The organism is Erwinia sp. 009765445, from assembly GCF_058137865.1.
The window spans coordinates 69,011-95,634 of the sequence record NZ_JBYUWC010000014.1; the positions used below are offsets into that span (position 1 = coordinate 69,011).

The following is a 26,624-nucleotide window of genomic DNA, read 5'->3' on the forward strand; positions in this document are numbered from 1 at the left end:
AATGTTTAAACGTTTCCTGATGATGGCAATGCTGATAATTGCTCCGCTAGCGGCCAACGCAGCCGCCGATAAAACCAATCCGTATCAGATGATGAACGAGGCGGCGGCTAAAACTTTCACCCGTCTGAAAAACGAGCAGCCAAAGATCAAGCAGGATCCAAACTACCTGCGCCAGATTGTCCGCGAGGAACTGCTGCCGTATGTACAGATCAAATATGCGGGCGCTTTAGTGCTGGGTCGATACTATCGTGAAGCGACACCTGCGCAGCGTGAGGCATACTTTAACGCCTTTGGCGACTACCTGGCACAAGCTTACGGCCAGGCGTTGGCGCTATACCACGGCCAGACCTACCAGATTGCTCCTGAGCAGCCGTATGCCGATGCCAATATCATCGCCATTCGTGTGAGCATCATCGATCCGAACGGTCGTCCTCCCGTCCGGCTGGACTTTCAGTGGCGCAAAAACAGCCGCAGCGGTGACTGGCAGGCCTATGACATGATTGCTGAGGGCGTCAGCATGATCACTACCAAACAGAATGAGTGGGCCGATGTGCTGCGTCAGAAAGGCGTTGATGGCCTGACTGAACTGCTGAAGTCTTACGCCAGTCAGCCCATCACGCTGGACAAGCAGCAGTAATGAGCGAGCAACTGAACTGGCGTGTAGAGGCTAACCAGCTGCACCTTTCCGGAGAGCTGGAGAGAGAAACGTTACTGGCGTTATGGGAGCAGCGTGGATCCGTGATGGAACAGATCGATACTATTGATGTTTCCGCGCTGGAAAGGGTGGATTCAGCCGGCCTGGCTTTGCTGGTTCACCTGCGGCAGATTGCCCTGCAACAGGGGAAAAACCTGCAGTTTACCGGGATCACCGAGAAACTGCGCACGCTGATTTCTCTGTATAACCTGCAGCAAATCATTGTCTCCCGCACCTGATAAGCGTGTGGCAGGCTGACTAAAAAAAGCCCCTGCTTCGGCCGGGGCTTTTTTTGCTTGTTTAAGATAGCGGCACTTTCCACTAAGATGTGTGCCTGTTAATCCTCAACTGAATTTAGATGCCTCATGGAAACTAGTGAAATTCAATCCGTGCTGATGGGCGCGTTACCTCTGCAGGAAGTCCACGTGACTGGCGATGGCAGCCACTTCCAGGTTATCGCCGTTGGCGAGCTGTTTGGTGAGCTGAGCCGTGTGAAGAAGCAGCAGACGGTCTATGCACCGCTGATGGCCTATATTGCTGATAACCGCATCCACGCGGTATCAATCAAAACTTATACCCCCGAAGAGTGGGCGCGGGACCGTAAGCTTAACGGTTTTTAAGCTGTTCGCTGTTCATCGCGGCCTGGCCGCAGTGAAGCGGGCAGGAATTTATGTCTGATTAAAGAGAGCTGGTGCAATGGATAAATTTCGTGTGCAGGGTCCAACCCGTTTAAGCGGGGAAGTTACAATTTCCGGCGCTAAAAACGCTGCGCTGCCGATCCTGTTCGCTGCTCTGCTGGCGGAAGAACCTGTAGAGATTCAGAATGTCCCGAAACTCAAGGACATCGATACCACCATGAAGTTGCTCAGCCAACTGGGCGTAAAGGCAGAACGTAACGGTTCTGTGCATCTGGATGCCAGTGACGTCAATATTTACTGTGCGCCTTATGAGCTGGTGAAAACCATGCGTGCTTCCATTTGGGCGCTTGGCCCGCTGGTGGCTCGTTTTGGCCAGGGCCAGGTTTCGCTGCCGGGCGGCTGTGCAATTGGCGCCCGTCCGGTTGATTTGCATATCACCGGGCTGGAGCAGTTGGGTGCAGAAATCAAACTGGAAGAGGGCTACGTTAAAGCTTCCGTAGATGGTCGTCTGAAGGGCGCGCATATCGTGATGGATAAGGTCAGCGTTGGCGCGACCGTTACCATCATGAGCGCAGCGACACTGGCAACCGGTATCACCGTGATTGAAAATGCCGCGCGTGAGCCTGAGATTGTGGATACGGCGAATTTCCTGAATACGCTGGGTGCGAAAATCTGCGGAGCGGGCAGCGATCGCATCACCATCGAAGGCGTTGAGCGCCTGGGTGGCGGCGTGTACCGCGTACTGCCTGATCGTATTGAAACCGGCACCTTCCTGATTGCAGCCGCGATTTCAGGCGGCAAAGTGCTGTGTAAGGCTACCCAGCCCGATACGCTGGATGCCGTTCTGTCGAAGCTGCGTGAAGCAGGTGCAGATATCGAGCTGGGGCCGGACTGGATCAGCCTGGATATGCACGGTAAACGTCCGAAGGCAGTTAACTTCCGTACTGCGCCTCACCCTGGCTTCCCGACAGATATGCAGGCGCAGTTCAGCCTGCTGAACCTGGTGGCCGAAGGGACCGGTGTGATTACCGAAACCATCTTCGAAAACCGTTTCATGCATATTCCTGAGTTAATCCGCATGGGCGCTCATGCCGAGATCGAGAGCAACACTGCGATCTGCCATGGCGTGGAGAAACTGTCTGGTGCACAGGTGATGGCAACCGATCTGCGTGCTTCGGCCAGTCTGGTGCTGGCAGGATGTATCGCTGAAGGCACGACAATTGTCGATCGTATCTACCATATCGACCGTGGTTATGAGCACATCGAAGACAAACTTAAGGCACTGGGTGCCAACATTGAGCGAGTCAGCGGCGAGGCGTAACTTCCTCGGGCAGTAAGAAAGGCCGGCAGAGTCGACTCTGCCGGCCTTTTTTTAAGCTCTAATGAGCTTCTTACGGTCTATCAGGCTGTGATTAACAGGATCGAAATACCGGCTTGGCCAGATTTCTGAAGGGTGAACCATCAATGCGTCAGCGATGAGCCACTCCCCCTTTGGCCAGGGCCGGAACAGTGCGTTAGCCAGGGTTGAAGAGCTCAATCCTGCCTCACGCGACACGGCAGCAAGTGTCGTGCCCTGTTTACGCAAGCCTGCAATAATATCGGCATTATGCCAATCGTTTTTCTTTTTATGCATGTGCTGGTCCTCCATGGTGCACGGAGCTGTTTATAACAATTTGTGGCTACATTACTCCAATAATTTCCCGTAATTTCTCAAAGTAGTGCGAATTTTTGCGTTGTATTACACAAAAAGTTGAAAAACACTGAGCGTATTTTCATCGTGAAAGGGGAAGGGAGAGGGAAAAGCAAAATAAAGCGCGGAGAATCCGCGCCAGGTAAAATCAGAATTCGCGTTGAACTGACATGTGTGCCAGAGCTTCCAGCGCGCTGCGCCAGGGAGATTCTGGTAAGGCTTTCAGAGCCGCGATGGCTTTATCGGCTTCCTGCTCTGCGGCCTGACGGGTCCATTCCAGCGAGCCACACTGATGCATCGCTTCAAGAACAGGTTCCAGCAGATGGCGACCATTTCCCTGCTCAATCGCACCACGGATCATCGCTGACTGTTCAGCTGTGCCGTTACGCATAGCGTGCAGCAGCGGTAACGTTGGCTTTCCTTCGCTCAGGTCATCGCCAACGTTTTTGCCCAGGGTTTTGCCATCGGCGCTGTAGTCCAGCAAATCATCGATTAACTGGAATGCGGTGCCAATAAATCGGCCATAGTCCTGCAACGCCTTTTCCTGCTCTGGCGTAGCTGAGGCGAGGATAGCGGATGATTGTGCCGCAGCTTCAAACAGACGCGCCGTCTTGCTGTAAATCACCCGCATATAGCTTTCTTCGGTGATATCTGGATCGTTACAGTTCATCAACTGCAACACTTCTCCTTCCGCAATCACATTTACCGCTTCAGACATCAGCGCCAGCACGCGCAGCGAGCCAAGGCTGGTCATCATCTGGAAGGCGCGGGTATAAATGAAATCGCCGACCAGCACGCTGGCGGCATTGCCGAAGGCGGCATTAGCAGTGGCTTTGCCCCGTCGCATATCGGATTCATCAACCACATCGTCATGAAGCAGGGTGGCCGTATGGATGAATTCGATCAGGGCTGCGACGGTAACATGTTGTTTACCAGAGTAGTTTACCGCACGGGCAGCCAGCACGGCGATCATCGGACGGATGCGTTTGCCCCCGCCGCTAATGATGTAGTAACCCAACTGATTGATGAGGGAAACCTCAGAGTTCAGCTGTTCCAGGATCGTTGCATTGACGTCCGCCATATCCTGCGCGGTGAGTTCGTTTATCTGTTCTAAGTTCATCAGTCTGTTCAGCTATTGCTCAGTATGCTGCTATGATAAGCGTCTTTACCCGTGCCTGCGGCATGTAATGTATAACAGATTGTACTTGAAAAACGCGACCGTGAAACGTTTGCATTCGCTTTGCGTTTTTTTTCTGCAATACCCCGCAACAGACACTTGTCATTGCCTGGGATTTTGCGTAGAATTCGCGCCCTATTGTGAATATTTATAGCGCAGCCTGAAACCAAGACGGCAAGCGCGAGAGCGGAGTTTTATATGTACGCGGTTTTCCAAAGTGGTGGTAAACAACACCGAGTAAGCGAAGGTCAGACCGTTCGCCTGGAAAAGCTGGACATCGCAACCGGCGAAACGATTGAATTCGACCAGGTTCTGATGATTGCCAACGGTGAAGAAGTGACTATCGGCGCGCCTTTAGTTTCAGGTGGCGTGATCAAAGCAGAAATCGTTGCTCACGGTCGTGGCGAGAAAATTAAGATTGTTAAGTTTCGTCGTCGTAAACACTACCGTAAGCAGCAGGGTCACCGTCAGTGGTTCACTGATGTGAAGATCACTGGCATCAGCGCCTAAGAGGAGATCTGACAAATGGCACACAAAAAAGCTGGCGGCTCCACTCGAAATGGTCGCGATTCCAATGCAAAACGTCTCGGCGTTAAGCGTTTCGGCGGCGAAGCCGTACTGGCAGGTAGCATCATCGTTCGACAGCGTGGCACCAAGTTCCACGCGGGTACCAACGTAGGCTGCGGCCGTGACCACACTCTGTTTGCAACTGCAGACGGCAAGGTCAAATTCGAAGTTAAAGGCCCGAACAACCGTAAATACATCAGCATCGTTGCTGAGTAAGGTTTTCGTGCCTGAAGGCGGTACCTGATACCGCTTTCAGCAGCGAATCAAAAAGCCCCGCTATGATTGCGGGGCTTTTTACATTCTGCATTTCAATCCACAAGCAGAGTCTGTGCCTGTGGGTTCACAGCAAAAGTCTTTTTGCTGTACACTTTATATTCAGCTGCACGATGTCCTGAGGTGAATCCTCCCGGACCAATGTCACTCAACGGTGCGGGCGAATGATTTACGGAGAAGTAACATGAAGTTTGTTGATGAAGCGACAATCCTCGTTTCTGCGGGCGATGGCGGCAATGGCTGCGTCAGCTTCCGCCGTGAGAAATATATTCCCAGAGGCGGACCGGATGGCGGCGACGGTGGTGATGGCGGCGATGTTTACATGCAGGCCGATGAAAACCTGAATACCCTGATCGACTACCGCTTTGAAAAATCTTTCCGTGCCGAGCGTGGACAAAACGGCCAGAGCCGTGATTGTACCGGTAAGCGCGGGCAGGATATCGTAATTAAAGTGCCGGTCGGCACCCGAATTATCGATCAGGGCACCGGAGAAACGCTGGGTGACATGATGACCCACGGTCAGGTGCAGATGGTCGCTAAAGGCGGCTGGCACGGCCTGGGCAACACCCGCTTCAAATCTTCCGTTAACCGTACTCCGCGCCAGAAAACCATGGGTACGCCGGGTGAAAAACGCGATTTGCAACTGGAGCTGATGCTGCTGGCTGACGTCGGGATGCTGGGGCTGCCTAACGCCGGGAAATCGACCTTTATCCGCGCCGTTTCTGCTGCCAAGCCAAAAGTGGCTGACTATCCGTTTACCACACTGGTGCCAAGCCTTGGCGTGGTACGAATGGACAGCGAGCAGAGCTTCGTGGTGGCCGACATCCCCGGTCTGATCGAAGGCGCTTCTGATGGTGCGGGTCTGGGTATTCGCTTCCTTAAACATCTCGAACGCTGCCGCGTACTGTTGCACACTATCGATCTGGCTCCCATTGATGAGTCCGATCCGGTAGAAAATGCCCGTATCATTCTCGGCGAGCTGGAAAAGTACAGCGAGAAGCTGTTCAACAAGCCGCGCTGGCTGGTGTTCAACAAAGTTGACCTGCTGGATCAGGAAGAGGCGGAATCCCGTGCCAAAGCCATTGCGGAAGCGCTGGGCTGGACGGATAAATACTATCTGATCTCTGCCGCCAATCGCGTTGGCGTGACGCCACTGTGCTGGGATGTAATGTCCTTCATTAACGCCAATCCGAAAGAGGCGGAAGAAGAACAGAAGCAGCCTGAGAAAGTGGAGTTCATGTGGGATGACTACCATCGCCAGCAGCTGGAAGAAGCTGCCGAGCCGGTGGAAGAAGATGATGACTGGGATGACGACTGGGATGATGAAGACGACGAAGGCGTCGAAATTATCTATCAACGTTAATCTTCTGAAGGGACACATTGGTGTCCCTTTTTACTTTTGTGTCTGCGTGACCCCGCCACTGATCAAGCCTCTTTCCGAAGCAAATACCGCTTTCAAACAATAAAGATAATCATTATCATTCTCTCTTCTACGGATCAGCCCGGCTGCTCCCCTTTCGCTGAAAGAGCCAATCAAAATGAGACTTGCTGTTTTACGCTTATCTTCGCTGTTGCTGTGCGCCCTGATCCTCTCCCCACCCGGCCGTGCTGCCGATGGCTGGCCACGTTCGGTGCCTGGCCATGAGGGGCCGCTGGTTCTGCAACATCAGCCTCAACGTATCGTATCAACCAGCGTCACGCTGACCGGTTCGCTACTGGCGATTGGTGCGCCGGTTGTTGCCAGCGCCGCCACCATGCCGGGGCAGCGCTTCGCCGATAAGCAGGGTTTCTTCCGCCAATGGGGGGATATTGCCGTGCAGCAAGGCGTGAAGCGGCTCTATTCCGGTGAACCGAATCTGGAGACTATTGCGGCTGAAAAACCCGATCTGATTGTGGTCAGCGCCACCGGCAATGATTCCGCCATCGCGTTTTACGATCGTCTTTCGGTTATCGCACCGACGCTGGTCATCAACTATGACGACAAGAGCTGGCAGCAGGTTGAGCGGGAGCTTGCTCAGGCCACGGGCAATGAAGCCGGAGCTGAGCGTTCCATTCAGTCTTACGCGCAGCGCGAGGCGGAAGTGAAAGCGAAGCTGGCACTGCCGCCACAGCCGGTCTCCGCGCTGGTTTATAATCCTCATGCTCATATTGTTAACCTGTGGACCGGGGAATCAGCGCAGGGCAAGATGCTGGTGTCGCTGGGTTTTACGCTGGCCACACCGCCTGAAACGATTCTACGCGGAAGCCAGCGCCTGAAGCGTAAAGACATTATCCCACTCAGCGGCGAGACGCTGGCTACCGGAATCACCGGAAGGTCGGTGCTGATGTTCGCTACCGATGATTCGGGCAACGCGGCATTACTGTCCGAACCTCTGGTTGCGGGATCTGGGGCGATTCGCGCCGGTCACGTCTGGACTCTGGGTTACGACAGCTTCCGTCTTGATTACTACAGTGCCAATCATCTGCTGACCCGCCTTGAGCAGCTGTTCAGTAAATCCTGATTACTGGCCCGGCAGTTGCTTAAGCTGACGGGCACTTTTCTCTTCTCTCCGCCGGATCTGATTGATTAATCATCTGTCGTAACCACTACAAATAAAAGGCATTTCAATGAGAATACGATGAATAATCGAATTGATAATTGTTTTTATTTGCAATAATGTATTTCCGCCCATTTACTTTATAACTTGCCCCGAAAATACGGGTGGGGCGGATCTGCAGGGAATCAGACCTTTGAAAAAATTATCGCGTTTATCTTTAGCTATCTTTATTGAACTTGGGATGGTGACAACGGTGATGGCTGCCGATGCTGACACTGCGGGTACGCTGGTGGTGACTGCCGCACAGCAGAATCTTCAGGCTCCGGGCGTTTCGACCATCACCGCTGACGAAATCAAAAAACGTCCTCCTGCCCGTGATCTGTCTGAAATTATTCGCACCATGCCGGGCGTTAACCTGACCGGCAACTCGACCAGCGGGCAGCGTGGCAATAACCGTCAGATCGACATTCGCGGAATGGGGCCGGAAAACACCCTGATCCTGATTGATGGTATGCCGGTCTCCAGCCGTAACTCTGTCCGTCTGGGCTGGCGTGGTGAGCGTGATACCCGTGGTGATACTGACTGGGTGCCGCCAGAGATGGTTGATCATATTGAAGTGATTAGGGGACCTGCTGCGGCCCGTTATGGCAACGGTGCTGCGGGTGGCGTGGTGAACATCATCACCAAACAGACCACCAATGAATGGCACGGTTCGTGGAATACCTACCTGAACATGCCGGAGCATAAAGAAGAAGGGGCGACCAAACGCACCAACTTCTCGCTCAACGGGCCACTAGGAGACGCTTTCAGCTTTCAGCTGTATGGCAACCTCAGCAAAACTCAGGCTGATGCGCAATACATCAACGAAGGGCATCAGTCGCTGAGAACGGGAACTTATGCTGATACCGTTCCCGCCGGGCGTGAAGGTGTGGAGAATAAGGATATTCACGGCAAACTGCGCTGGGAATTTGCTCCGCGCCAGGCGCTGGAATTCACTGCGGGTTACAGCCGTCAGGGCAATCTCTATGCAGGCGATACGCAAAATACCAACACCAGTACGTTGGTGAAAGATAGCTACGGGAAAGAGACTAACCGTCTGTACCGTCAGAACTTTGCCGTTAACTGGACCGGTGTCTGGGATAACGGAGTCAGTACCCGCAGCTATGCGCAGTATGAAAAAACCCGTAATACACGAATGGATGAAGGGTTGGCCGGGGGAACCGAAGGTATCTTCTCCGATGACGGCTTTTCCACTATCCAGCTTGATGATGTTTTGCTGCACAGCGAAATCAGTGTGCCTTTTGAATTGCTGGTCAATCAGACTGCGACCTTTGGTACCGAATGGAACCAGCAGCGCATGAAGGATGGCGCTTCCAATACTCAGGCCCTGTCCGGCGGTGGTATTGACGGAATCGACACCACCAACCGTAGCCCGTACTCCTCGGCAGAAATTTTCTCGCTGTTTGCGGAAGACAATATGGAGCTGACCGACAGCACCATGCTGGTTCCGGGTCTGCGCTTCGACCATCACAGCATTGTGGGCAACAACTGGAGCCCCTCTCTGAACCTGTCGCAGGTGCTGGCCGATGATTTCACTCTCAAGCTGGGGATTGCCAGAGCCTATAAAGCGCCAAGCCTGTACCAGACCAACCCGAACTACGTGCTGTACAGCAAGGGCCAGGGATGCGCGGCCAGTGCCGCAGGATGCTATCTGATTGGCAATGAAGATCTTAAACCTGAGACCTCCATTAACAAGGAGGTGGGCATTGAATATAAACATGATGACTATCAGGCTGGCCTGACCTGGTTCCGCAATGATTACCGTAACAAAATTGAGTCTGGCTATCTGCCGACCGGCGTTTCAACCACCGGCACCACGGATATCTATAAATGGGAAAACGTGCCGAAAGCCGTGGTTGAAGGACTGGAAGGGACGGTGAATTTCCCGGTGACGAAGGCCGTAACCTGGAATAACAACCTGACTTATATGCTGCAGAGTAAGAATAAAACCACCGGCGACCGTTTGTCAGTGATCCCGCAATACACACTGAACTCCACGCTGGCATGGCAGGCAACAGAGGATTTATCGTTGCAAACCACCTTCACCTGGTACGGCTGTCAGACGCCGAAGAAGTATAACTACAAGGGAGAGGCGGTGACCGGTACGGAGAAATCAACGGTCAGCCCTTATTCCATTCTGGGCCTGAGTGGTACCTATGATGTCAATAAATATGCCAGCGTCACGCTGGGGGTGGATAATCTGTTTGATAAGCGTCACTTCCGTGAGGGTAATGCGCAGACGACCGGCAATGCCACGACCAATGCTTACATGTACGGGGCTGGTGCGAACACTTACAACGAAGCCGGACGCACCTGGTATGTGAGTGTGAATACACATTTCTGATGGCAACAGCGGCGGGCGAATGGACTCGCCCGGTCAGTTCAGTTTGGCTGGCAGCCAGCAGATGGCATTCAGCCCACTTCGGTCCTGTCGGTTGGTTAAGCGCAGTTCGCCATGGTGGATTTGAGTAATTCGCTGAACGATATTCAGGCCCAAACCGCTGCCGCCATAACGTTGATCCATGCGGCGGAAAGCTTTGGTCAGATCCTGCGATGCAGAAGGATCGATACCGGGGCCTTCATCCCGGACGGTAAAGCTGCTGCCGTTCTCTTCTTTCTGCACGATCAGGGTGATATGGCTGCCTTCGGGGCTGTATCTGGAGGCGTTCTCCAGCAGATTGCGCAGCATAAGACGCAGCAGAACTGCATCACCCTGAACCTCCAGCGTATCGTCACCCGCCAGCTCAAGGGTCTGATTACGTAGCGTCAGCATTTCGACCATCTCCAGCTGCAGCGGTTCGAACACCTGATTCCAGTTCACCACCTGATAGTGTCCGCTTGCCAGCGCCTGACCGGCACGCGACAGCATCAGCAACTGCTCGATGACGTGCATCAACTGGTCAATGCGCTGAACCAGCATCGGCCCCTGAGAGACTCCCTGTTGCTCAAGCAGTTCGAGGTGCAGACGCAACCCGGCGAGTGGCGTTCGCAATTCGTGCGCGGCATCTGCAGTGAACAGTCTTTCCTGCTGTAGCGTGTGATCCAGCCTGCTTAACAGCTGATTCATTGCGCCGGTGACGGCAGCGATCTCGTCCATATCGGAGAAATGCGGCAGGGGAGAGAGGTTATCCGCTGAACGTTCTGAAAGGCTTTTCTGTAACGAGCGCAGAGGACGAATAATCCAGCTGATTGCCCAGAACGACAGCAGCAGGGTAAAGCAGACCATCACGATGGATGGCAGCAGCAGTGAGGCAATCGCTTCGCGAATTTCGCCTTCAACACGTTCATTACGGGCATGAGCGGACAGTGTTTCGTTGACCAGAAAACCAATCTGCTCGCGACTTTCATGCCACAGCCAGGCGGCGCTCATCAGCTGACAGGTCAGAAGAATAAGCGCCAGCATAATCAGCAAACGCCGACGCATACTGTTCAAGATCGTTCTTCCAGACGGTAGCCCACGCCACGCACGGTTTTGATCCGATCTTTGCCCAGCTTACGGCGCAGATTATGAATATGGACTTCCAGCGTGTTGGAGCCGGTATCGTCCTGCCAGCTGTAAAGATCCTGTTGCAGTGTTTCCCGGTGCACCGTCTGGCCAATACGCATCAACAGGCGCGTAAGCAGAGCAAACTCTTTCGGTGTGATTTCTACCGGCTGATCGTCAAGGGAGACCTGCTGCGAGGAGAGATTCAGGGAGATGTCGTCATGCTGCAGCAGATTATCGCTACGTCCCTGATAACGCCTGATCAAAGCCCGTACGCGAGCCTTCAGCTCAACCAGAGCAAAAGGCTTCACAAGATAATCATCGGCCCCGGCATCCAGTCCTTCCACCCGATCCTCCAGTGCGTCACGGGCCGTGAGGATTAGCACGGGCAAATCGATATGCTCTTTACGCCACTGACGCAGCAGATCCCCGCCGTCACGATCGGGCAAGCCCAGATCCAGCACGATCAGACTGTATTGCCCGCTCTGCAGCAGGGCACAGGCTTCTGACCCTTTTGTGGCCGAGTCCACGGCGTAACCCTCACTGGTCAGCGCCTGAACCAGTCCGCCCAGCAGAAGGGCATCATCTTCAACAATCAGTAGTTTCATTATCTTTAGTTGTTTTGGTAAACATCCTTATAGAGTCGGCTTTCAAAGCGCACCAGAGGAATTCTGCGCTGTTTCTGATCCTGCGGCGGTACGGCATAGCCAGAAAGAAACTGGACGAAGGCCACGCGCTGACCGCTGGCAGTAGTCATAAAACCGGCGAGGTTATACACGCCCTGCAGCGATCCGGTTTTGGCCGAAACCTTGCCGTCAACGCCTGCTTCATGAAGACCACCGCGATAGCGTAGCGTTCCGTCATAGCCAGCTAGTGGCAACATGGAAATAAAGTTCAGCTGTTGATCATTTTGTGCAATATATTGCAACACCTGCATCATAGTAGCAGGGGAAATCAGATCGTGGCGCGACAGCCCGGATCCATCCATCTGAATGCTGTTGCCGAGATCGATATTGGCTTTCTGCCGCAGGATTTGACGCACGGCATCGGAACCGGCACGCCATGTACCCGGCACGCCGAAGCGTTCATGGCCAATGGTACGGAAAACGGTATCGGCGATCATGTTGTCCGACTTTTTCAGCATAATTTTCAGCAGGTCATGCAATGGAGCAGACTGAGTTTCTGCCAGCGCGGTGGCTGGTTGCGTAGGTTGTGTCTGGCGAAGCAGGTGACCTGAATAATCGATCCCCGCCTCCTGCAGTTCAGCTTTCAGCAGCGCACCGGCATAACTGGCACCATCCTGAATGGCAAAGGCCAGCGGCAGCGGTTCAGCGCGCTGGGTCATGCAACCTGTCAGCGTAAAGCGGTTCAACTCGCCCGGCACCACGTCCAGTTCACAGTATTGAGCATCAGACGAGCCACGAGCCAGCGTACGCACTTCGCTGAACATATTGACCGGATAGTAAGATGCCACGCGGATAAAGGCTTTATCGCCTGGATTCGGCGCGCTATAGAGCGAGACCGAGAAGCAATTACGATCAACGATTGCCGCGCCCGGAGGTGCACTGAAGCACTGTGTCAGATCGTTCCACGGCCAGCCCGGGGCCTTATCGTGACTGGCAAACACGGAAGTATCGATAACCAGGTTGCCCTGAATATGCTGCACGCCCTGTTTTTTCAGCGTCGCCACCATGTTGCGCAGATCCTGTCGGGTCAACGTGGGATCGCCGCCAAACCGCGCCACAAGATCACCCTTCAGCGTACCGCCGCTGAGGGTTCCTTTACTTTCCAACTGGGTATGAAAACGGAAGTCCGGCCCCAGCTGCAAAAGAGCGGCCAGTGCGGTAAGCAGTTTCATGGTACTGGCAGGAAGCGCCATCTGTTTACTGTGGTAGTCAATAGAAGGCGCGCTTGCGCCTGTTTTCTGTACAATCAGCGCCAGATTCGCGCCATCAGGTAAATACTGGGTGTAGTCTTCAACCGGGGTAGCGTGGGCATTCAGCATAAATGCGCAGGTTAAGCCGGTAACAATTCGTGAAAATCGCATAATCTCGCGTTTACTGACAGGTGATGTTGTCATACTACGGTGCATCAAGGTGGAAAGTAAACGATGACCCATAAGGAACTCTGCGGTAAAATACGTATCAAAATGCAAACCTCCAGCCCCTGGGGCATACCTCCGGGGCTGGTTTCTTTCGTTTGTAATTCAGTGGCAAGCGCCGCAGAACGCTTTTTCTGCATCAACCTGTCAGGATGACGAAATTTTGTACAGGACAGATTTTACGAGGTATTGAGATGAATCAGATTCCGATGACGTTAAGGGGCGCAGAAAGACTGCGCGAAGAGCTCGAAGAGCTGAAAACCATTAAACGCCCCAGAATTATTGCCTCAATTGCTGAAGCGCGTGAGCACGGCGACTTAAAAGAAAACGCAGAGTATCACGCTGCGCGCGAAGAGCAGGGCTTCTGTGAAGGACGAATCCAGGAAATCGAAGCCAAGCTGTCAAATGCTCAGGTGATCGACGTGACTAAAATGAACGCTAACGGTCGTATCATTTTCGGTTCTACCGTCACCGTGCTGAATCTGGATACGGACGAAGAGTCGACCTATCGCATCGTGGGTGATGACGAAGCCGACTTTAAGCAGAATCTGATCTCAGTGAACTCGCCAATGGCCCGTGGCCTGATCGGTAAAGAAGTGGATGATGTTACCGTGATTAAAACGCCGGGCGGCGATGTGGAATATGAAATTCTGAAAATTGAATACCTCTGACGGGTGTTGCTTCAACCTTACAGAGTGTAAAGAAAGGAAAAAGGCCGCATAGCGGCCTTTTATCAACATCAGGAGCGTGGCACCTTCTCTGGCTAAGTTGCCGGTATGTGCCAGATCTTCAACGTGGAAGAGCGATCTTACGTTCCTTCGTTGGACGGTACAGCACCAGCGTCTTGCCGATGACCTGCACATTTGCAGCCTTGGTTTCACGCACGATAGCTTCGACAACCAGGGTTTTCGTCTCACGGTCTTCCGTGGCGATTTTCACCTTGATGAGCTCGTGGTGCTCCAGTGCCTGTTCAATTTCGGCCAGCACCCCTTCGGTCAGGCCGTTGTTGCCCAGCATAACCACTGGCTTCAGCGGATGGGCCAGCCCTTTCAGGTGCTGTTTTTGTTTGGTACTCAGATTCATCGTATTTTTTACTTACATTGGGATTGAAAACGGGTCATTCTACCGCCATCTCTGGTGTATCACCAAATCGGCATGCTGATTTGCGCGGTTTATTTATCGCATACTTTGAATCATAGTTGGAAATTGTATGACTGGTAAAAAGCGTTCGGCCAGTTCCAGCCGCTGGCTGCAGGAACACTTTAGCGATAAATATGTGCTACAGGCACAGAAAAAAGGGCTGCGCTCGCGCGCCTGGTTTAAACTTGATGAAATACAGCAAGGTGACAAGCTGTTTAAGCCGGGGATGACGGTAGTCGACCTTGGCGCAGCACCGGGTGGCTGGTCTCAGTATGTTGTTACTCAGATTGGCAATAAAGGTCGCGTGATCGCCTGTGATATCCTGCCGATGGATCCTATCGTTGGTGTCGATTTCCTTCAGGGAGATTTTCGTGATGAACTGGTGCTGAAAGCCTTGATGGACCGCGTTGGTGATGCAAAAGTACAGGTTGTCATGTCCGATATGGCGCCCAACATGACCGGCACGCCTGCGGTAGACATTCCAAGATCAATGTATCTGGTTGAGCTTGCGCTAGAAATGTGTCGGGATGTTCTGGCACCTGGCGGTAGTTTTTTAGTGAAAGTGTTTCAGGGAGATGGCTTTGAAGATTACCTCCGGGAAATTCGCTCCCTGTTTACGAAAGTGAAAATTCGTAAGCCGGACGCTTCACGTTCTCGTTCGCGTGAAGTGTACATTGTAGCGACAGGGCGCAAACTATAGTACCCTACGCTGTCTGTTAACACAGTTGTAATAAGAGGTTAATCCCTTGAGTGACATGGCGAAAAACCTGATTCTCTGGTTAGTCATCGCAGTCGTGCTGATGTCTGTCTTCCAGAGCTTTGGGCCCAGCGAGTCGAATGGCCGTAGGGTTGACTACTCAACCTTCCTGTCGGAAGTGAACCAGGATCAGGTCCGCGAGGCACGTATTAACGGGCGTGAGATCAACGTTGTCAGAAAAGACAGCAACAAATACACAACCTACATCCCCGTCAACGATCCTAAGTTGCTCGATAACCTGTTGACTAAAAACGTGAAAGTAGTTGGCGAACCGCCTGAAGAACCGAGCCTGCTGGCGTCGATCTTCATCTCCTGGTTTCCTATGCTGTTACTTATTGGTGTCTGGATTTTCTTCATGCGCCAGATGCAGGGCGGGGGCGGCAAAGGCGCGATGTCCTTTGGTAAAAGCAAAGCTCGCATGCTGACAGAAGATCAGATCAAAACCACCTTTGCTGACGTGGCCGGTTGCGACGAAGCGAAAGAGGAAGTGGGTGAGCTGGTTGAATACCTGCGCGAGCCAAGCCGCTTCCAGAAACTGGGTGGTAAAATTCCGAAAGGCGTACTGATGGTCGGTCCTCCGGGTACCGGTAAAACGCTGCTGGCGAAAGCCATCGCAGGCGAAGCAAAAGTGCCTTTCTTCACCATCTCCGGTTCCGACTTCGTGGAAATGTTCGTTGGTGTGGGTGCATCCCGCGTCCGTGACATGTTCGAGCAGGCTAAAAAAGCGGCTCCCTGCATCATCTTTATCGATGAGATCGATGCGGTAGGCCGTCAGCGTGGCGCTGGCTTAGGCGGTGGTCACGATGAGCGTGAGCAGACCCTTAACCAGATGCTGGTTGAGATGGACGGCTTTGAAGGCAATGAAGGTATCATCGTGATTGCCGCAACTAACCGTCCGGACGTTCTTGACCCTGCGCTGCTGCGTCCGGGCCGTTTCGACCGTCAGGTTGTGGTCGGTCTGCCAGATGTCCGTGGTCGTGAGCAAATTCTGAAAGTGCATATGCGTCGTGTGCCGCTGGCAACCGATATTGATGCAGCAATCATTGCACGTGGTACTCCGGGCTTCTCCGGTGCTGACCTGGCGAACCTGGTGAACGAAGCGGCACTGTTTGCTGCTCGTGGCAACAAACGTGTCGTGTCGATGGTTGAGTTCGAGAAAGCGAAAGACAAAATCATGATGGGTGCAGAACGTCGCTCCATGGTGATGACCGAATCGCAGAAAGAGTCCACCGCGTACCATGAAGCAGGCCACGCCATTATTGGTCGTCTGGTTCCGGAACACGATCCGGTGCACAAAGTAACGATTATTCCTCGCGGCCGTGCCCTGGGCGTGACGTTCTTCCTGCCGGAAGGTGATGCAATCAGCGCCAGCCGTCAGAAACTGGAAAGTCAGATCTCCACCCTTTACGGCGGTCGTCTGGCTGAAGAGATCATTTACGGCGTTGAGCATGTTTCTACTGGTGCCTCAAATGACATCAAAGTAGCGACCTCAATAGCACGTAACATGGTGACGCAATGGGGCTTCTCAGAGAAACTTGGCCCGCTGCTGTATGCGGAAGAAGAGGGCGAGGTATTCCTCGGCCGCTCCGTAGCAAAAGCGAAGCACATGTCTGATGAAACTGCCCGCATCATCGATCAGGAAGTGAAGTCATTAGTGGAAGGTAACTACCAGCGTGCACGTCGCATCCTGAACGAAAATATGGACATCCTTCACGCAATGAAAGACGCGCTGATGAAGTATGAAACCATTGATGCGCCGCAGATCGATGACCTGATGGCACGCCGTGAAGTGCGTCCGCCAGCAGGTTGGGAAGATCCGGGCACCAACAATTCTGACAGCAACGGTACGCCAAAGGCACCGCGTCCGGTTGATGAACCGCGCACGCCAAACCCTGGTAATACCATGTCTGAGCAACTGGGCGACAAATAAGCCGTCCTGCTATCGCTCCCCTGAACCCCGGCGCTGACCGGGGTTTTTTATATCCCCACAATGCAAAACCCGTCAGGAGAACCGCAGAGATGAAGCTTTACGCCAGAGATTCCGTGCTTGATTTATCACATCCCCACGTAATGGGGATTCTGAATGTGACGCCGGATTCCTTTTCAGATGGCGGTAAGCATAACGATCTGATTCAGGCTCTCACTCACGCTAATGAGATGATCAATGCCGGTGCTACCATCATTGATATCGGCGGAGAATCAACCCGTCCGGGTGCTGATGAGGTCAGCGTGGAGCAGGAGCTCGAGCGGGTGATCCCTGTGGTGGAGGCGATTTCTCAGCGTTTTGAAGTGTGGATTTCGGTCGACACCTCAAAACCTGAGGTGATCCATGAATCGGCGAATGCCGGTGCGCATCTGATCAATGATATTCGCTCTCTGCAGGTGCCTGGTGCTCTGGAAGCCGCTGCGGGCACCGGCCTGCCAGTCTGCCTTATGCACATGCAAGGAGAGCCGCGTACCATGCAGCAGTCGCCAAAATATAAGCACTTCCTGCAGGACGTGGACGCCTTTTTTGTTGAGCAGATTGCCCGCTGCGAAGCTGCCGGGATTAAAAAAGAGCAGTTGCTGCTCGACCCGGGATTCGGTTTCGGTAAGAATCTCGCTCATAATTACCAGCTGCTGGCCCATCTGGCCGATTTCCACCACTTTGGTCTGCCGCTGCTGGTGGGGATGTCACGCAAAAGTATGATTGGCCAGCTGCTGAACGTCGGGCCGTCGCAGCGCCTGACCGGCAGTCTCGCTTGTGCGGTGATCGCCGCCATGCAGGGCGCGCATATCCTGCGCGTTCATGATGTTAAAGAAACCGTCGAGGCGATGCGCGTCGTCGAAGCAACACTGTCAGCGAAGGAAGAGTAACGCTATGAGCAACCGTAAATATTTTGGTACCGATGGCATCCGCGGCAAAGTAGGCGAATCGCCAATTACCCCTGACTTCGTGCTGAAGCTGGGCTGGGCGGCGGGTAAGGTACTGGCAAGAAACGGCTCAAAGAAAATTATCATTGGTAAGGACACGCGCATTTCAGGATACATGCTGGAATCGGCGCTGGAAGCTGGTCTGGCCGCTGCCGGATTATCAGCCGCTTTTACCGGTCCGATGCCGACTCCGGCCATTGCCTATCTGACCCGTACCTTCCGTGCTGAAGCGGGGATAGTTATCTCTGCCTCGCATAACCCGTTTGACGACAACGGCATCAAATTCTTCTCTGTAGAAGGCACCAAGTTGCCTGACGATGTGGAAGAAGCCATTGAAGCGGAGATGGAAAAGCCGATTACCTGCGTGGAATCTGCTGAACTGGGCCGCGCCAGCCGTATTGTTGATGCTGCTGGCCGCTACATTGAATTTTGTAAAGGGACGTTCCCCAGTGAGCTGAGCCTGAACGGCCTGAAAATTGTGGTCGACTGTGCCAACGGCGCAACCTACCACATCGCGCCAAATGTTCTGCGCGAGTTAGGCGCAACTGTCATCACTCTCGGCGTGCAGCCAGATGGTATGAACATCAACAAAGAGTGTGGTGCCACGGACGTTCGTCAGCTTCAGGAACGTGTTCTGGCGGAGAAAGCTGATATTGGTCTGGCCTACGACGGTGACGGCGATCGTATCATGATGGTGGACCACCTCGGCTACAAGGTGGATGGCGATCAGATCCTCTACATCATTGCTCGCGAAGGTCTGCGTCAGGGCCAGCTGCGCGGTGGCGTGGTCGGAACGCTGATGAGCAATATGGGTCTTGAACTGGCTCTGAAACAGTTGGGCATTCCTTTCGCCCGTGCCAAAGTTGGTGACCGCTACGTACTGGAGAAGCTGCAGGAAAAGGGCTGGCGTCTGGGGGCGGAAAACTCCGGCCATGTGATCCTGCTCGATAAAACCACCACTGGTGACGGCATTGTTGCCGGTTTGCAGGTACTCACTGCTATGGTGCGCAATCACATGAGTCTGCACGATCTTTGTAGCGGTATGAAACTGCTGCCGCAGATCCTGGTTAACGTTCGTTACAGCGGTGAAACCGATCCGTTGAAAGACGATCAGGTGAAAACGGTCACGGCAGAAGTGGAAAAAGAGCTGCATGGCCGTGGCCGGGTATTGTTACGCAAATCCGGTACTGAACCGCTGATCCGCGTGATGGTGGAAGGCGAAGACGAAGAACAGGTCACTTCGCTGGCGCACCGCATTGCCGATGCGGTGAAGGCGGTTTAAGCGATCCCAGAACAGAACAATAATGGGTGATGTGCGGCTCTGGTGAGTTAAGCGGATGGACGATCATCACACCGTGTGTGCAGGGATGCACTTAACTGATCGTTCTGATTGTCTGATTTAACGACGTTTTTTGGGGCTTCGCAGTGGCTTTTGCCGTTTTTTTCCGCAATCAGTAACGGGGCGGTAAATTGCCCTTGCGTGGACAGGCTGCTTTGGTTAGTATTCACACCCGCTTCTGATGGGTAGTGACGACGCTATCTCTGTAACTGGCTTGAAGCTTTTGATGTGCGGTTACCGCGCAAGGAACAGGTTGAATTATGTACGAAGCTCTTTTGGTAGTTTTCCTTATTGTGGCAATCGGCCTTGTGGGTCTGATCATGCTGCAGCAAGGTAAAGGCGCTGATATGGGCGCGTCATTTGGTGCTGGCTCCTCGGCAACGCTGTTTGGTTCTAACGGTTCAGGTAATTTCATGACCCGTATGACTGCAGTGCTGGCGACGTTGTTCTTCATCATCAGCTTGATCCTGGGCAACCTGAACAGCAACAAGACCCAGAAAGGAAGTGAGTGGGAAAACCTGACTCAGCCTGCGCAGTCTCAGCAGCAGAGCCAGCCAGCTAAACCGGCTACGCCGGGCAGCGATATCCCGCAGTAAGCAGTAAAAAGTCGTAGTGTTTCATTGTTTCAGAAATAAAAAAGTCGCATCTTTAGTGCCGTGGTGGTGGAATTGGTAGACACGCTACCTTGAGGTGGTAGTGCCCGCATGGGCTTACGGGTTCAAGTCCCGTCCTCGGTACCAAATCTCAGTTTTGCTTGCATTTTATGCAAGATCGGCGTAGTATTTGCCACGTTTTCGGACGCGGGGTGGAGCAGCCTGGTAGCTCGTCGGGCTCATAACCCGAAGGTCGTCGGTTCAAATCCGGCCCCCGCAACCACTTTCCCTTAGAGTTCTTTTTCAAATATACTGTATGCATCGACGGCGCATTATCAGCAGATTTTGAAAAAAATTCTTATGGATTGTGCCGAACCGCCATTTATGGCGTACAGGGTCCAGTCGCATAAAGCCCCGATTTTTCGGGGTTTTTTGTTATCAGGAAACAGCATGCTGGGCTATTAAGCCCTTTTTTTATGTCTTGGGGGTGGGCTTGTCCACATTAGAGCAAAAATTAACAGAGCTGATTTCAGCACCGGTAGAAGCGCTAGGCTACGAACTGGTTGGTATTGAGTTTGTACGCGGTCGCACATCCACGTTGCGCATCTATATTGATAGTGAAGATGGCATCACTGTTGACGATTGTGCTGATGTCAGCCACCAGGTAAGCGCAGTGTTTGACGTTGAAGATCCAATCACTGTGGCTTATAACCTTGAAGTCTCCTCACCAGGCCTTGAGCGCCCACTCTTCACCGCAGAGCATTACGCACGATTTACCGGCGAAGAAGTGAGTCTGGTGCTGCGTATGGCCGTACAGAACCGCCGCAAATGGCAGGGAATCATTAAATCTGTAGAAGGTGAGATGATCACTGTTGCCGTTGAGGGTAACAACGAAGTGTTCGCGCTGAGCAACATCCAGAAGGCGAACCTGGTTCCCCACTTTTAAAAGTCCGGATTGAGGCATACCAGGATGAACAAAGAAATCTTAGCTGTAGTCGAGGCCGTATCTAACGAGAAATCCCTCCCACGCGAGAAGATTTTCGAGGCGCTGGAGAGCGCACTGGCAACGGCTACCAAGAAAAAGTACGAGCAGGAAATCGACGTCCGTGTCAGCATCGACCGTAAAAGCGGTGACTTTGATACGTTCCGCCGTTGGGTCATTGTGGATGAAGTCACAATGCCAACTCGCGAGATCACTCTGGATGCTGCGCAGTTCGAAGACGCATCGCTGAATCTGGGTGAATTCGTTGAAGATCAAATCGAATCCGTGACCTTTGACCGTATCACTACTCAGACGGCAAAACAGGTTATCGTTCAAAAAGTGCGTGAAGCTGAACGTGCGATGGTCGTTGACCAGTTCCGTGAGCAGGAAGGTGAGATCATCACCGGTGTCGTGAAGAAAGTGAACCGCGACAATATCTCTCTGGATCTGGGCAACAACGCCGAGGCTGTCATCATTCGTGAAGATATGCTGCCGCGTGAAAACTTCCGTCCGGGTGACCGTATTCGCGGCGTTCTGTACGCCGTTCGCCCTGAAGCACGCGGTGCTCAACTGTTTGTCAGCCGTTCCCGGCCGGAAATGCTGATCGAACTGTTCCGCATTGAAGTGCCGGAAATCGGCGAAGAAGTAATTGAAATTAAAGCCGCTGCGCGCGATCCTGGCTCCCGTGCCAAGATTGCAGTGAAAACCAACGACAAGCGTATCGACCCGGTCGGTGCTTGCGTGGGTATGCGTGGTGCGCGTGTTCAGGCGGTATCCAGCGAGCTGGGTGGCGAGCGTATTGACATCGTGCTGTGGGATGATAATCCAGCGCAGTTCGTGATCAATGCCATGGCCCCGGCGGATGTCGCCTCTATCGTGGTTGATGAAGATAATCACACCATGGATATCGCTGTTGAAGCCGGAAATCTGGCTCAGGCGATCGGCCGTAATGGCCAAAACGTGCGTCTGGCTTCACAGCTGAGCGGCTGGGAGCTGAACGTCATGACAGTCGACGATCTGCAGGCTAAACACCAGGCTGAAGCCCATGCTGCCATCGGCGTCTTTACCAAACATCTCGACATTGACGAAGACTTTGCCACCGTACTGGTTGAAGAGGGCTTCTCTTCGCTGGAAGAGCTGGCTTACGTTCCGATCAACGAGCTGCTGGAAATCGACGGTCTGGATGAAGAAACAGTAGAAGCGCTGCGCGATCGTGCGAAAAATGCGTTAACCACCCTTGCTCTGGAAAAAGCAGAGAGTCAGGGCGTAAACCCGCCAGCAGAAGATTTGCTGAATCTGGAAGGTCTGGATCGTGACCTGGCGTTTAAGCTGGCTGCGATTGGCGTTTGCACGCTGGAAGATCTTGCCGAGCAGGGTGTTGACGACCTGACAGATATTGAAGGCCTTAACGACGAACAGGCCGGTGAGCTGATTATGGCTGCCCGAAATATCTGCTGGTTCGGCGACGACGCGTAATAAACTGTAGCAGGAAGGAACAGCATGACAGATGTAACCGTAAAATCGCTGGCCGCAGAGATTCAGACCCCGGTAGAACGCCTGGTACAGCAATTTGCTGATGCAGGGATCCGCAAGTCTGAAACTGACTCTGTGACGCAGCAGGAAAAAGAGACGCTCCTTACCCATTTGAATCGCGATCAAAACGGCGGTTCTGGTAAACTGACTCTGCAGCGCAAAACGCGCAGCACCTTGAATATTCCTGGCACCGGGGGTAAAAGTAAATCGGTGCAAATTGAAGTCCGCAAAAAACGCACCTATGTAAAAGGCGATCCTGCAGAAGCTGAACAGGCTGAAGCAGAAGCGCAGGCACAGCGTGAAGCGGAAGAACTGGCTCGTCGCGAGGCTGAAGAAAAAGCCCAGCGCGAAGCTCAAGAGAAAGCGAAGCGTGAAGCCGAGGAGCAGGCTAAACGTGAGGCAGCTGATAAAGCCAAACGTGAAGCAGCGGAAAAAGATAAAGTGAGCAATCAACATACCGACGAAATGACCCGGGCAACTCAATCCGATAAAGCCCGCCGGGAAGCTGAAGCTGCAGAGCTGAAGCGTAAAGCCGAAGAAGAAGCGCGTCGTAAGATCGAAGAAGAAGCGAAGCGCGTAGCGGAAGAAGCTCGTAAAATGGCGGAAGAGAAAGGCTCTGAGTGGGCGGAAGCGGAGAAAGAAGTGGAAGATACTTCTGACTACCACGTGACCACCTCCACGCATGCTCGTGCTGCTGAAGACGAAAACGATGCGCAGGTCGAAGGCGATCGTCGTTCCCGTGCAGCTCGCCCGGCTAAAGCCCCACAGCGTAAGAAAGGTAACAAGCATTCTGAAGCAAAAACCGACCGTGAAGAAGCGCGTGCGCAATTCCGGGGCGGTAAAGGCGGCAAGCGTAAGCCAAGCACACTGCAGCAGGGCTTTAACAAGCCAGCGCAGGCTGTTAACCGTGACGTGATCATCGGTGAGACCATCACCGTTGCTGAACTCGCTAACAAAATGGCAGTGAAAGGTTCCCAGGTCATCAAAGTGATGATGAAAATGGGCGCCATGGCCACCATCAACCAGGTTATCGATCAGGAAACTGCCCAGTTGGTCGCGGAAGAGATGGGTCACAAAGTGACTCTGCGCCGTGAGAACGAGCTGGAAGAAGCGGTAATGAGCGATCGTGATACCGATGCAGCAATGGAATCCCGTGCGCCGGTCGTGACCATCATGGGCCACGTTGACCACGGTAAAACCTCTCTGCTGGATTACATTCGCTCCACCAAAGTCGCCTCTGGCGAAGCGGGCGGTATTACTCAGCACATCGGTGCTTACCACGTTGAAACTGACAACGGTATGGTCACCTTCCTGGATACCCCGGGCCACGCCGCGTTTACCGCAATGCGTGCTCGTGGTGCTCAGGCAACGGATATCGTTATCCTGGTTGTGGCTGCCGATGACGGCGTGATGCCACAGACTATCGAAGCTATCCAGCATGCTAAAGCGGCGAAAGTGCCGGTTGTGGTTGCTGTGAACAAGGTTGATAAGCCAGAAGCCGATCCGGACCGTGTTAAGAACGAACTCACCCAGTACGGGATCATCCCGGAAGAGTGGGGCGGCGAGAACATGTTTGTTAACGTGTCTGCCAAAGCTGGTACCGGTATTGATGACCTGCTGAACGCCATCCTGCTGCAGGCTGAAGTTCTGGAACTGACTGCAGTGCGTCAGGGTATGGCAAGCGGCGTGGTAATCGAATCCTTCCTGGATAAAGGTCGTGGTCCGGTTGCTACCGTACTGGTACGTGAAGGTACGCTGAACAAAGGTGATATCGTACTTTGCGGCTTTGAATACGGCCGTGTGCGTGCGATGCGTGATGAGCTGGGTCGTGAAGTGCTGGAAGCGGGTCCTTCCATTCCAGTGGAAATCCTCGGCCTGTCAGGTGTGCCTGCTGCCGGTGATGAAGCGACCGTGGTTCGTGACGAGAAGAAAGCCCGTGAAGTTGCACTGTATCGTCAGGGTAAATTCCGTGAAGTTAAGCTGGCTCGTCAGCAGAAATCTAAGCTGGAAAACATGTTTGCCAACATGACCGAAGGCGAAGTTTCCGAACTGAACATCGTGCTGAAAGCCGACGTACAGGGTTCTGTCGAAGCGATTTCCGACTCTCTGATGAAGCTGTCTACCGACGAAGTAAAAGTCAAAATCGTGGGCTCTGGTGTAGGTGGTATCACCGAAACCGACGCTACGCTGGCTGCAGCTTCCAACGCGATTCTGGTTGGCTTCAACGTGCGTGCTGATGCTTCTGCCCGCCGCGTGATTGATTCAGAAAGCCTGGATCTGCGTTACTACTCCGTCATCTATAATCTGATTGACGAAGTTAAGCAGGCGATGAGCGGTATGCTGGCGCCTGAGTACAAGCATCAGATCACCGGTCTGGCTGAAGTGCGTGACGTGTTCAAATCACCGAAATTTGGCGCTATCGCAGGCTGTATGGTGACGGAAGGCAACATCAAACGTCACAACCCAATCCGCGTACTGCGCGACAACGTGGTTATCTATGAAGGAGAGCTGGAATCCCTGCGCCGCTTCAAGGATGACGTTAACGAAGTCCGTAACGGTATGGAATGTGGTATTGGCGTGAAGAACTACAACGATGTGCGTGTTGGCGACATGATCGAAGTGTTCGAGATTATCGAGATCCAGCGTACCATCGCTTAACGGTCGCCTGAAAAAGTGACTTATTTGGGAGGCCACTGCGCCTCCCGAATTATTTGGAGAGAATTATTATGGCGAAAGAATTTGGTCGCCCACAGCGTGTCTCCCAGGAACTGCAGAAAGAGATCGCGATTATTTTACAGCGTGAGATCAAAGACCCCCGTCTGGGTATGATGGTTACCGTCTCCGGCGTTGATGTCTCACGTGACCTGGCCTATGCCAAAGTGTTTGTTACCTTTCTCAATGATAAAGACGAAGACGCTATCAAAGCTGGCTTGCGCGCGCTGGGTGATGCCTCTGGCTACATCCGTACGCTGCTGGGCAAAGCGATGCGTCTGCGTATCGTGCCAGAGCTGACCTTCTTTTACGATAACTCGCTGGTTGAAGGGATGCGTATGTCTAACCTTGTCACTAACGTGGTCAGAAACGATGCTGAGCGTCGTGGTCCCACGGAAGAAGACAAGGAGGACTGATGAGCCGTCCTCGTCGTCGCGGACGCGACGTCCACGGTGTGCTGCTGCTGGATAAACCTCAGGGACTCTCTTCCAACGATGCGCTGCAGAAGGTCAAACGGCTGTTCATGGCGAATCGTGCGGGACATACGGGGGCGCTCGATCCTCTGGCGACCGGCATGCTGCCGATTTGCTTGGGTGAAGCCACCAAGTTCTCACAGTACCTGCTGGACTCCGACAAGCGCTACCGTGTGATTGCCCGTCTGGGGCAGCGCACCGATACTTCTGATGCCGATGGCCAGATTATCAGCGAGCGACCAGTCAGTTTCACGCAGGAACAGCTTGAAGATGCACTCGACAGCTTCCGTGGGGAAACCCGGCAGGTGCCGTCGATGTATTCGGCGCTCAAGTATCAGGGGCGCAAGCTGTATGAATACGCCCGTGAAGGGATCGAAGTCCCGCGCGAAGCGCGCAGCATCGTGGTTTACGAGCTGAAGTTTATCCGCTGGGAAGAGAATGAACTGGAGCTGGAAATCCATTGCTCTAAAGGCACCTATATCCGTACCATTACGGACGATCTGGGCGAAATGCTGGGTTGCGGTGCGCATGTGATTTATCTGCGCCGTCTGCAGGTAGCCACTTATCCCATTGCCAGCATGGTGACTCTTGAGCAGCTTGCCGCGTTGAACGAAGAAGCGTTAAGAACGGAGCGCTCGCCAGCAGATTTACTCGACCCATTGTTGATGCCGATGGACAGCCCGGCAGCCGCTTACCCGGAAGTGAATCTGCTGAGCGTGGTAGCTGCTTACTTCAGGCAGGGCCAGCCGGTGCAGGCTGCGAATGTCCCGGCTGAAGGCCTGGTGCGCGTCACCGAAGGGGCTGAGCGGAAGTTTATCGGGATGGCAGAGATTGCCGAAGATGGCCGGGTCGCACCGCGTCGTCTGGTTGTAGAATATTCCGACTAGTCATTTGCGTAAGCGAGTGGCTAAGAGTAGAATAGTGCGGCTTTACCATTGGGTTGCTGAATTAGAGATCGGCA

General features: G+C 53.4%; 26 protein-coding genes and 2 tRNA genes. 22 read left to right on the plus strand and 6 right to left on the minus strand.

What is annotated here, in order from left to right; all coding sequences use genetic code 11:
* The first annotated feature begins 1 nt into the window (after position 1).
* The 4 genes from mlaC (at position 2) to murA (ending at position 2,653) form a co-directional block, all read left to right on the plus strand.
* Positions 2–637 (plus strand): phospholipid-binding protein MlaC, encoded by a 636-nt coding sequence (gene mlaC / locus AC3Y5R_RS16220; protein WP_158782069.1) that lies wholly within the window; start codon positions 2–4, stop codon positions 635–637.
* Complete coding sequence (gene mlaB / locus AC3Y5R_RS16225) at positions 637–933, plus strand: lipid asymmetry maintenance protein MlaB (protein WP_489922186.1); 297 nt, start codon at positions 637–639, stop codon at positions 931–933. Before mlaC ends, mlaB begins: the two co-directional genes overlap by 1 nt.
* A 126-nt stretch (positions 934–1,059) precedes the next feature.
* Positions 1,060–1,314, plus strand: a complete 255-nt coding sequence (gene ibaG / locus AC3Y5R_RS16230) for a BolA family iron metabolism protein IbaG (protein WP_158782071.1) — start codon at positions 1,060–1,062, stop codon at positions 1,312–1,314.
* A 76-nt stretch (positions 1,315–1,390) separates the two neighbouring features.
* Entirely contained in the window at positions 1,391–2,653 is a 1,263-nt protein-coding gene (murA, locus tag AC3Y5R_RS16235) for a UDP-N-acetylglucosamine 1-carboxyvinyltransferase (RefSeq protein ID WP_489922187.1), read from the plus strand.
* Between the two features lie 51 nt (positions 2,654–2,704).
* Here murA and AC3Y5R_RS16240 read toward each other — a convergent pair whose 3' ends face one another.
* Entirely contained in the window at positions 2,705–2,965 is a 261-nt protein-coding gene (locus tag AC3Y5R_RS16240; RefSeq protein WP_158782073.1) for a helix-turn-helix domain-containing protein, read from the minus strand.
* Positions 2,966–3,170: 205 nt separating this feature from the next.
* Positions 3,171–4,142, minus strand: a complete 972-nt coding sequence (ispB, locus tag AC3Y5R_RS16245) for an octaprenyl diphosphate synthase (protein WP_158782074.1) — start codon at positions 4,140–4,142, stop codon at positions 3,171–3,173.
* Positions 4,143–4,397: 255 nt separating this feature from the next.
* Here ispB and rplU point away from each other — a divergent pair, with 255 nt between their 5' ends.
* From rplU to AC3Y5R_RS16270, 5 genes are all read left to right on the plus strand, one after another.
* A complete protein-coding gene (rplU, locus tag AC3Y5R_RS16250) occupies positions 4,398–4,709 on the plus strand; it encodes a 50S ribosomal protein L21 (RefSeq protein ID WP_067427523.1) in 312 nt (103 codons plus the stop codon).
* Positions 4,710–4,724: 15 nt separating this feature from the next.
* Positions 4,725–4,982 (plus strand): 50S ribosomal protein L27, encoded by a 258-nt coding sequence (rpmA, locus tag AC3Y5R_RS16255; RefSeq protein ID WP_034890467.1) that lies wholly within the window; start codon positions 4,725–4,727, stop codon positions 4,980–4,982.
* Positions 4,983–5,223: 241 nt separating this feature from the next.
* Positions 5,224–6,402 carry an Obg family GTPase CgtA gene (cgtA, locus tag AC3Y5R_RS16260; protein ID WP_158782075.1) on the plus strand — a complete coding sequence of 393 codons (1,179 nt, stop codon included), beginning with the start codon at positions 5,224–5,226 and terminating at the stop codon, positions 6,400–6,402.
* 175 nt (positions 6,403–6,577) lie between these two features.
* The gene (gene fepB, locus AC3Y5R_RS16265) at positions 6,578–7,540 is read left to right on the plus strand and encodes a Fe2+-enterobactin ABC transporter substrate-binding protein (protein ID WP_489922188.1); all 963 of its coding nucleotides are present in this window, start codon (positions 6,578–6,580) and stop codon (positions 7,538–7,540) included.
* Positions 7,541–7,817: 277 nt separating this feature from the next.
* Complete coding sequence (locus AC3Y5R_RS16270; RefSeq protein WP_489922238.1) at positions 7,818–9,980, plus strand: TonB-dependent siderophore receptor; 2,163 nt, start codon at positions 7,818–7,820, stop codon at positions 9,978–9,980.
* A 33-nt stretch (positions 9,981–10,013) separates the two neighbouring features.
* Here the strand turns inward: AC3Y5R_RS16270 and pmrB are convergent, their stop codons facing one another.
* The 3 genes from pmrB to dacB are packed head-to-tail and all read right to left on the minus strand — an operon-like array spanning position 10,014 to position 13,167.
* Positions 10,014–11,069 (minus strand): two-component system sensor histidine kinase PmrB, encoded by a 1,056-nt coding sequence (pmrB, locus tag AC3Y5R_RS16275; RefSeq protein WP_489922189.1) that lies wholly within the window; start codon positions 11,067–11,069, stop codon positions 10,014–10,016.
* The gene (gene pmrA / locus AC3Y5R_RS16280) at positions 11,066–11,728 is read right to left on the minus strand and encodes a two-component system response regulator PmrA (protein ID WP_489922190.1); all 663 of its coding nucleotides are present in this window, start codon (positions 11,726–11,728) and stop codon (positions 11,066–11,068) included. The genes pmrB and pmrA overlap by 4 nt, the downstream gene beginning before the upstream one ends.
* Before the next feature lie 5 nt (positions 11,729–11,733).
* Positions 11,734–13,167, minus strand: a complete 1,434-nt coding sequence (gene dacB, locus AC3Y5R_RS16285; RefSeq protein ID WP_489922239.1) for a serine-type D-Ala-D-Ala carboxypeptidase — start codon at positions 13,165–13,167, stop codon at positions 11,734–11,736.
* A 248-nt stretch (positions 13,168–13,415) separates the two neighbouring features.
* On the opposite strand from dacB, the gene greA reads away from it, so the two are divergent.
* Positions 13,416–13,892, plus strand: coding sequence for a transcription elongation factor GreA (gene greA / locus AC3Y5R_RS16290; RefSeq protein ID WP_489922191.1), 477 nt, complete (start codon positions 13,416–13,418; stop codon positions 13,890–13,892).
* Positions 13,893–14,010: 118 nt separating this feature from the next.
* Here the strand turns inward: greA and yhbY are convergent, their stop codons facing one another.
* Positions 14,011–14,304 (minus strand): ribosome assembly RNA-binding protein YhbY, encoded by a 294-nt coding sequence (gene yhbY, locus AC3Y5R_RS16295; RefSeq protein WP_125287107.1) that lies wholly within the window; start codon positions 14,302–14,304, stop codon positions 14,011–14,013.
* A gap of 127 nt (positions 14,305–14,431) precedes the next feature.
* Here yhbY and rlmE point away from each other — a divergent pair, with 127 nt between their 5' ends.
* From rlmE to truB, 12 genes are all read left to right on the plus strand, one after another.
* The gene (gene rlmE, locus AC3Y5R_RS16300) at positions 14,432–15,061 is read left to right on the plus strand and encodes a 23S rRNA (uridine(2552)-2'-O)-methyltransferase RlmE (protein ID WP_158782081.1); all 630 of its coding nucleotides are present in this window, start codon (positions 14,432–14,434) and stop codon (positions 15,059–15,061) included.
* A gap of 55 nt (positions 15,062–15,116) precedes the next feature.
* Positions 15,117–17,048: an ATP-dependent zinc metalloprotease FtsH gene (ftsH, locus tag AC3Y5R_RS16305; protein ID WP_489922192.1), complete on the plus strand. Its 1,932-nt coding sequence runs from the start codon at positions 15,117–15,119 to the stop codon at positions 17,046–17,048.
* 89 nt (positions 17,049–17,137) lie between these two features.
* On the plus strand, positions 17,138–17,974 hold the full coding sequence (gene folP, locus AC3Y5R_RS16310) for a dihydropteroate synthase (RefSeq protein WP_489922193.1): 837 nt from the start codon (positions 17,138–17,140) through the stop codon (positions 17,972–17,974).
* Between the two features lie 4 nt (positions 17,975–17,978).
* Positions 17,979–19,313 (plus strand): phosphoglucosamine mutase, encoded by a 1,335-nt coding sequence (glmM, locus tag AC3Y5R_RS16315; RefSeq protein ID WP_489922194.1) that lies wholly within the window; start codon positions 17,979–17,981, stop codon positions 19,311–19,313.
* Positions 19,314–19,630: 317 nt separating this feature from the next.
* Positions 19,631–19,966, plus strand: coding sequence for a preprotein translocase subunit SecG (gene secG, locus AC3Y5R_RS16320; RefSeq protein ID WP_158782085.1), 336 nt, complete (start codon positions 19,631–19,633; stop codon positions 19,964–19,966).
* A 57-nt stretch (positions 19,967–20,023) separates the two neighbouring features.
* Positions 20,024–20,110: transfer RNA gene (locus AC3Y5R_RS16325), tRNA-Leu, on the plus strand.
* 59 nt (positions 20,111–20,169) lie between these two features.
* Positions 20,170–20,246, plus strand: a tRNA-Met gene (locus tag AC3Y5R_RS16330).
* 210 nt (positions 20,247–20,456) lie between these two features.
* Complete coding sequence (gene rimP / locus AC3Y5R_RS16335) at positions 20,457–20,909, plus strand: ribosome maturation factor RimP (protein WP_489922195.1); 453 nt, start codon at positions 20,457–20,459, stop codon at positions 20,907–20,909.
* 24 nt (positions 20,910–20,933) lie between these two features.
* On the plus strand, positions 20,934–22,421 hold the full coding sequence (gene nusA, locus AC3Y5R_RS16340) for a transcription termination factor NusA (RefSeq protein ID WP_489922196.1): 1,488 nt from the start codon (positions 20,934–20,936) through the stop codon (positions 22,419–22,421).
* Positions 22,422–22,445: 24 nt separating this feature from the next.
* A complete protein-coding gene (gene infB, locus AC3Y5R_RS16345; protein WP_489922197.1) occupies positions 22,446–25,136 on the plus strand; it encodes a translation initiation factor IF-2 in 2,691 nt (896 codons plus the stop codon).
* Positions 25,137–25,204: 68 nt separating this feature from the next.
* A complete protein-coding gene (gene rbfA, locus AC3Y5R_RS16350) occupies positions 25,205–25,606 on the plus strand; it encodes a 30S ribosome-binding factor RbfA (protein ID WP_158782089.1) in 402 nt (133 codons plus the stop codon).
* Entirely contained in the window at positions 25,606–26,550 is a 945-nt protein-coding gene (gene truB / locus AC3Y5R_RS16355; RefSeq protein WP_489922198.1) for a tRNA pseudouridine(55) synthase TruB, read from the plus strand. Before rbfA ends, truB begins: the two co-directional genes overlap by 1 nt.
* Positions 26,551–26,624: the final 74 nt, after the last annotated feature.

Coding starts and splice junctions, on each gene's coding strand:
- mlaC (WP_158782069.1), top strand. CDS start 2: ATGTTTAAACGTTTCCTGATGATGGCAATGCTGATAATTGCTCCGCTA.
- mlaB (WP_489922186.1), top strand. CDS start 637: ATGAGCGAGCAACTGAACTGGCGTGTAGAGGCTAACCAGCTGCACCTT.
- ibaG (WP_158782071.1), top strand. CDS start 1,060: ATGGAAACTAGTGAAATTCAATCCGTGCTGATGGGCGCGTTACCTCTG.
- murA (WP_489922187.1), top strand. CDS start 1,391: ATGGATAAATTTCGTGTGCAGGGTCCAACCCGTTTAAGCGGGGAAGTT.
- AC3Y5R_RS16240 (WP_158782073.1), bottom strand. CDS start 2,965: ATGCATAAAAAGAAAAACGATTGGCATAATGCCGATATTATTGCAGGC.
- ispB (WP_158782074.1), bottom strand. CDS start 4,142: ATGAACTTAGAACAGATAAACGAACTCACCGCGCAGGATATGGCGGAC.
- rplU (WP_067427523.1), top strand. CDS start 4,398: ATGTACGCGGTTTTCCAAAGTGGTGGTAAACAACACCGAGTAAGCGAA.
- rpmA (WP_034890467.1), top strand. CDS start 4,725: ATGGCACACAAAAAAGCTGGCGGCTCCACTCGAAATGGTCGCGATTCC.
- cgtA (WP_158782075.1), top strand. CDS start 5,224: ATGAAGTTTGTTGATGAAGCGACAATCCTCGTTTCTGCGGGCGATGGC.
- fepB (WP_489922188.1), top strand. CDS start 6,578: ATGAGACTTGCTGTTTTACGCTTATCTTCGCTGTTGCTGTGCGCCCTG.
- AC3Y5R_RS16270 (WP_489922238.1), top strand. CDS start 7,818: ATGGTGACAACGGTGATGGCTGCCGATGCTGACACTGCGGGTACGCTG.
- pmrA (WP_489922190.1), bottom strand. CDS start 11,728: ATGAAACTACTGATTGTTGAAGATGATGCCCTTCTGCTGGGCGGACTG.
- dacB (WP_489922239.1), bottom strand. CDS start 13,167: ATGCGATTTTCACGAATTGTTACCGGCTTAACCTGCGCATTTATGCTG.
- greA (WP_489922191.1), top strand. CDS start 13,416: ATGAATCAGATTCCGATGACGTTAAGGGGCGCAGAAAGACTGCGCGAA.
- yhbY (WP_125287107.1), bottom strand. CDS start 14,304: ATGAATCTGAGTACCAAACAAAAACAGCACCTGAAAGGGCTGGCCCAT.
- rlmE (WP_158782081.1), top strand. CDS start 14,432: ATGACTGGTAAAAAGCGTTCGGCCAGTTCCAGCCGCTGGCTGCAGGAA.
- ftsH (WP_489922192.1), top strand. CDS start 15,117: ATGGCGAAAAACCTGATTCTCTGGTTAGTCATCGCAGTCGTGCTGATG.
- folP (WP_489922193.1), top strand. CDS start 17,138: ATGAAGCTTTACGCCAGAGATTCCGTGCTTGATTTATCACATCCCCAC.
- glmM (WP_489922194.1), top strand. CDS start 17,979: ATGAGCAACCGTAAATATTTTGGTACCGATGGCATCCGCGGCAAAGTA.
- secG (WP_158782085.1), top strand. CDS start 19,631: ATGTACGAAGCTCTTTTGGTAGTTTTCCTTATTGTGGCAATCGGCCTT.
- nusA (WP_489922196.1), top strand. CDS start 20,934: ATGAACAAAGAAATCTTAGCTGTAGTCGAGGCCGTATCTAACGAGAAA.
- infB (WP_489922197.1), top strand. CDS start 22,446: ATGACAGATGTAACCGTAAAATCGCTGGCCGCAGAGATTCAGACCCCG.
- rbfA (WP_158782089.1), top strand. CDS start 25,205: ATGGCGAAAGAATTTGGTCGCCCACAGCGTGTCTCCCAGGAACTGCAG.
- truB (WP_489922198.1), top strand. CDS start 25,606: ATGAGCCGTCCTCGTCGTCGCGGACGCGACGTCCACGGTGTGCTGCTG.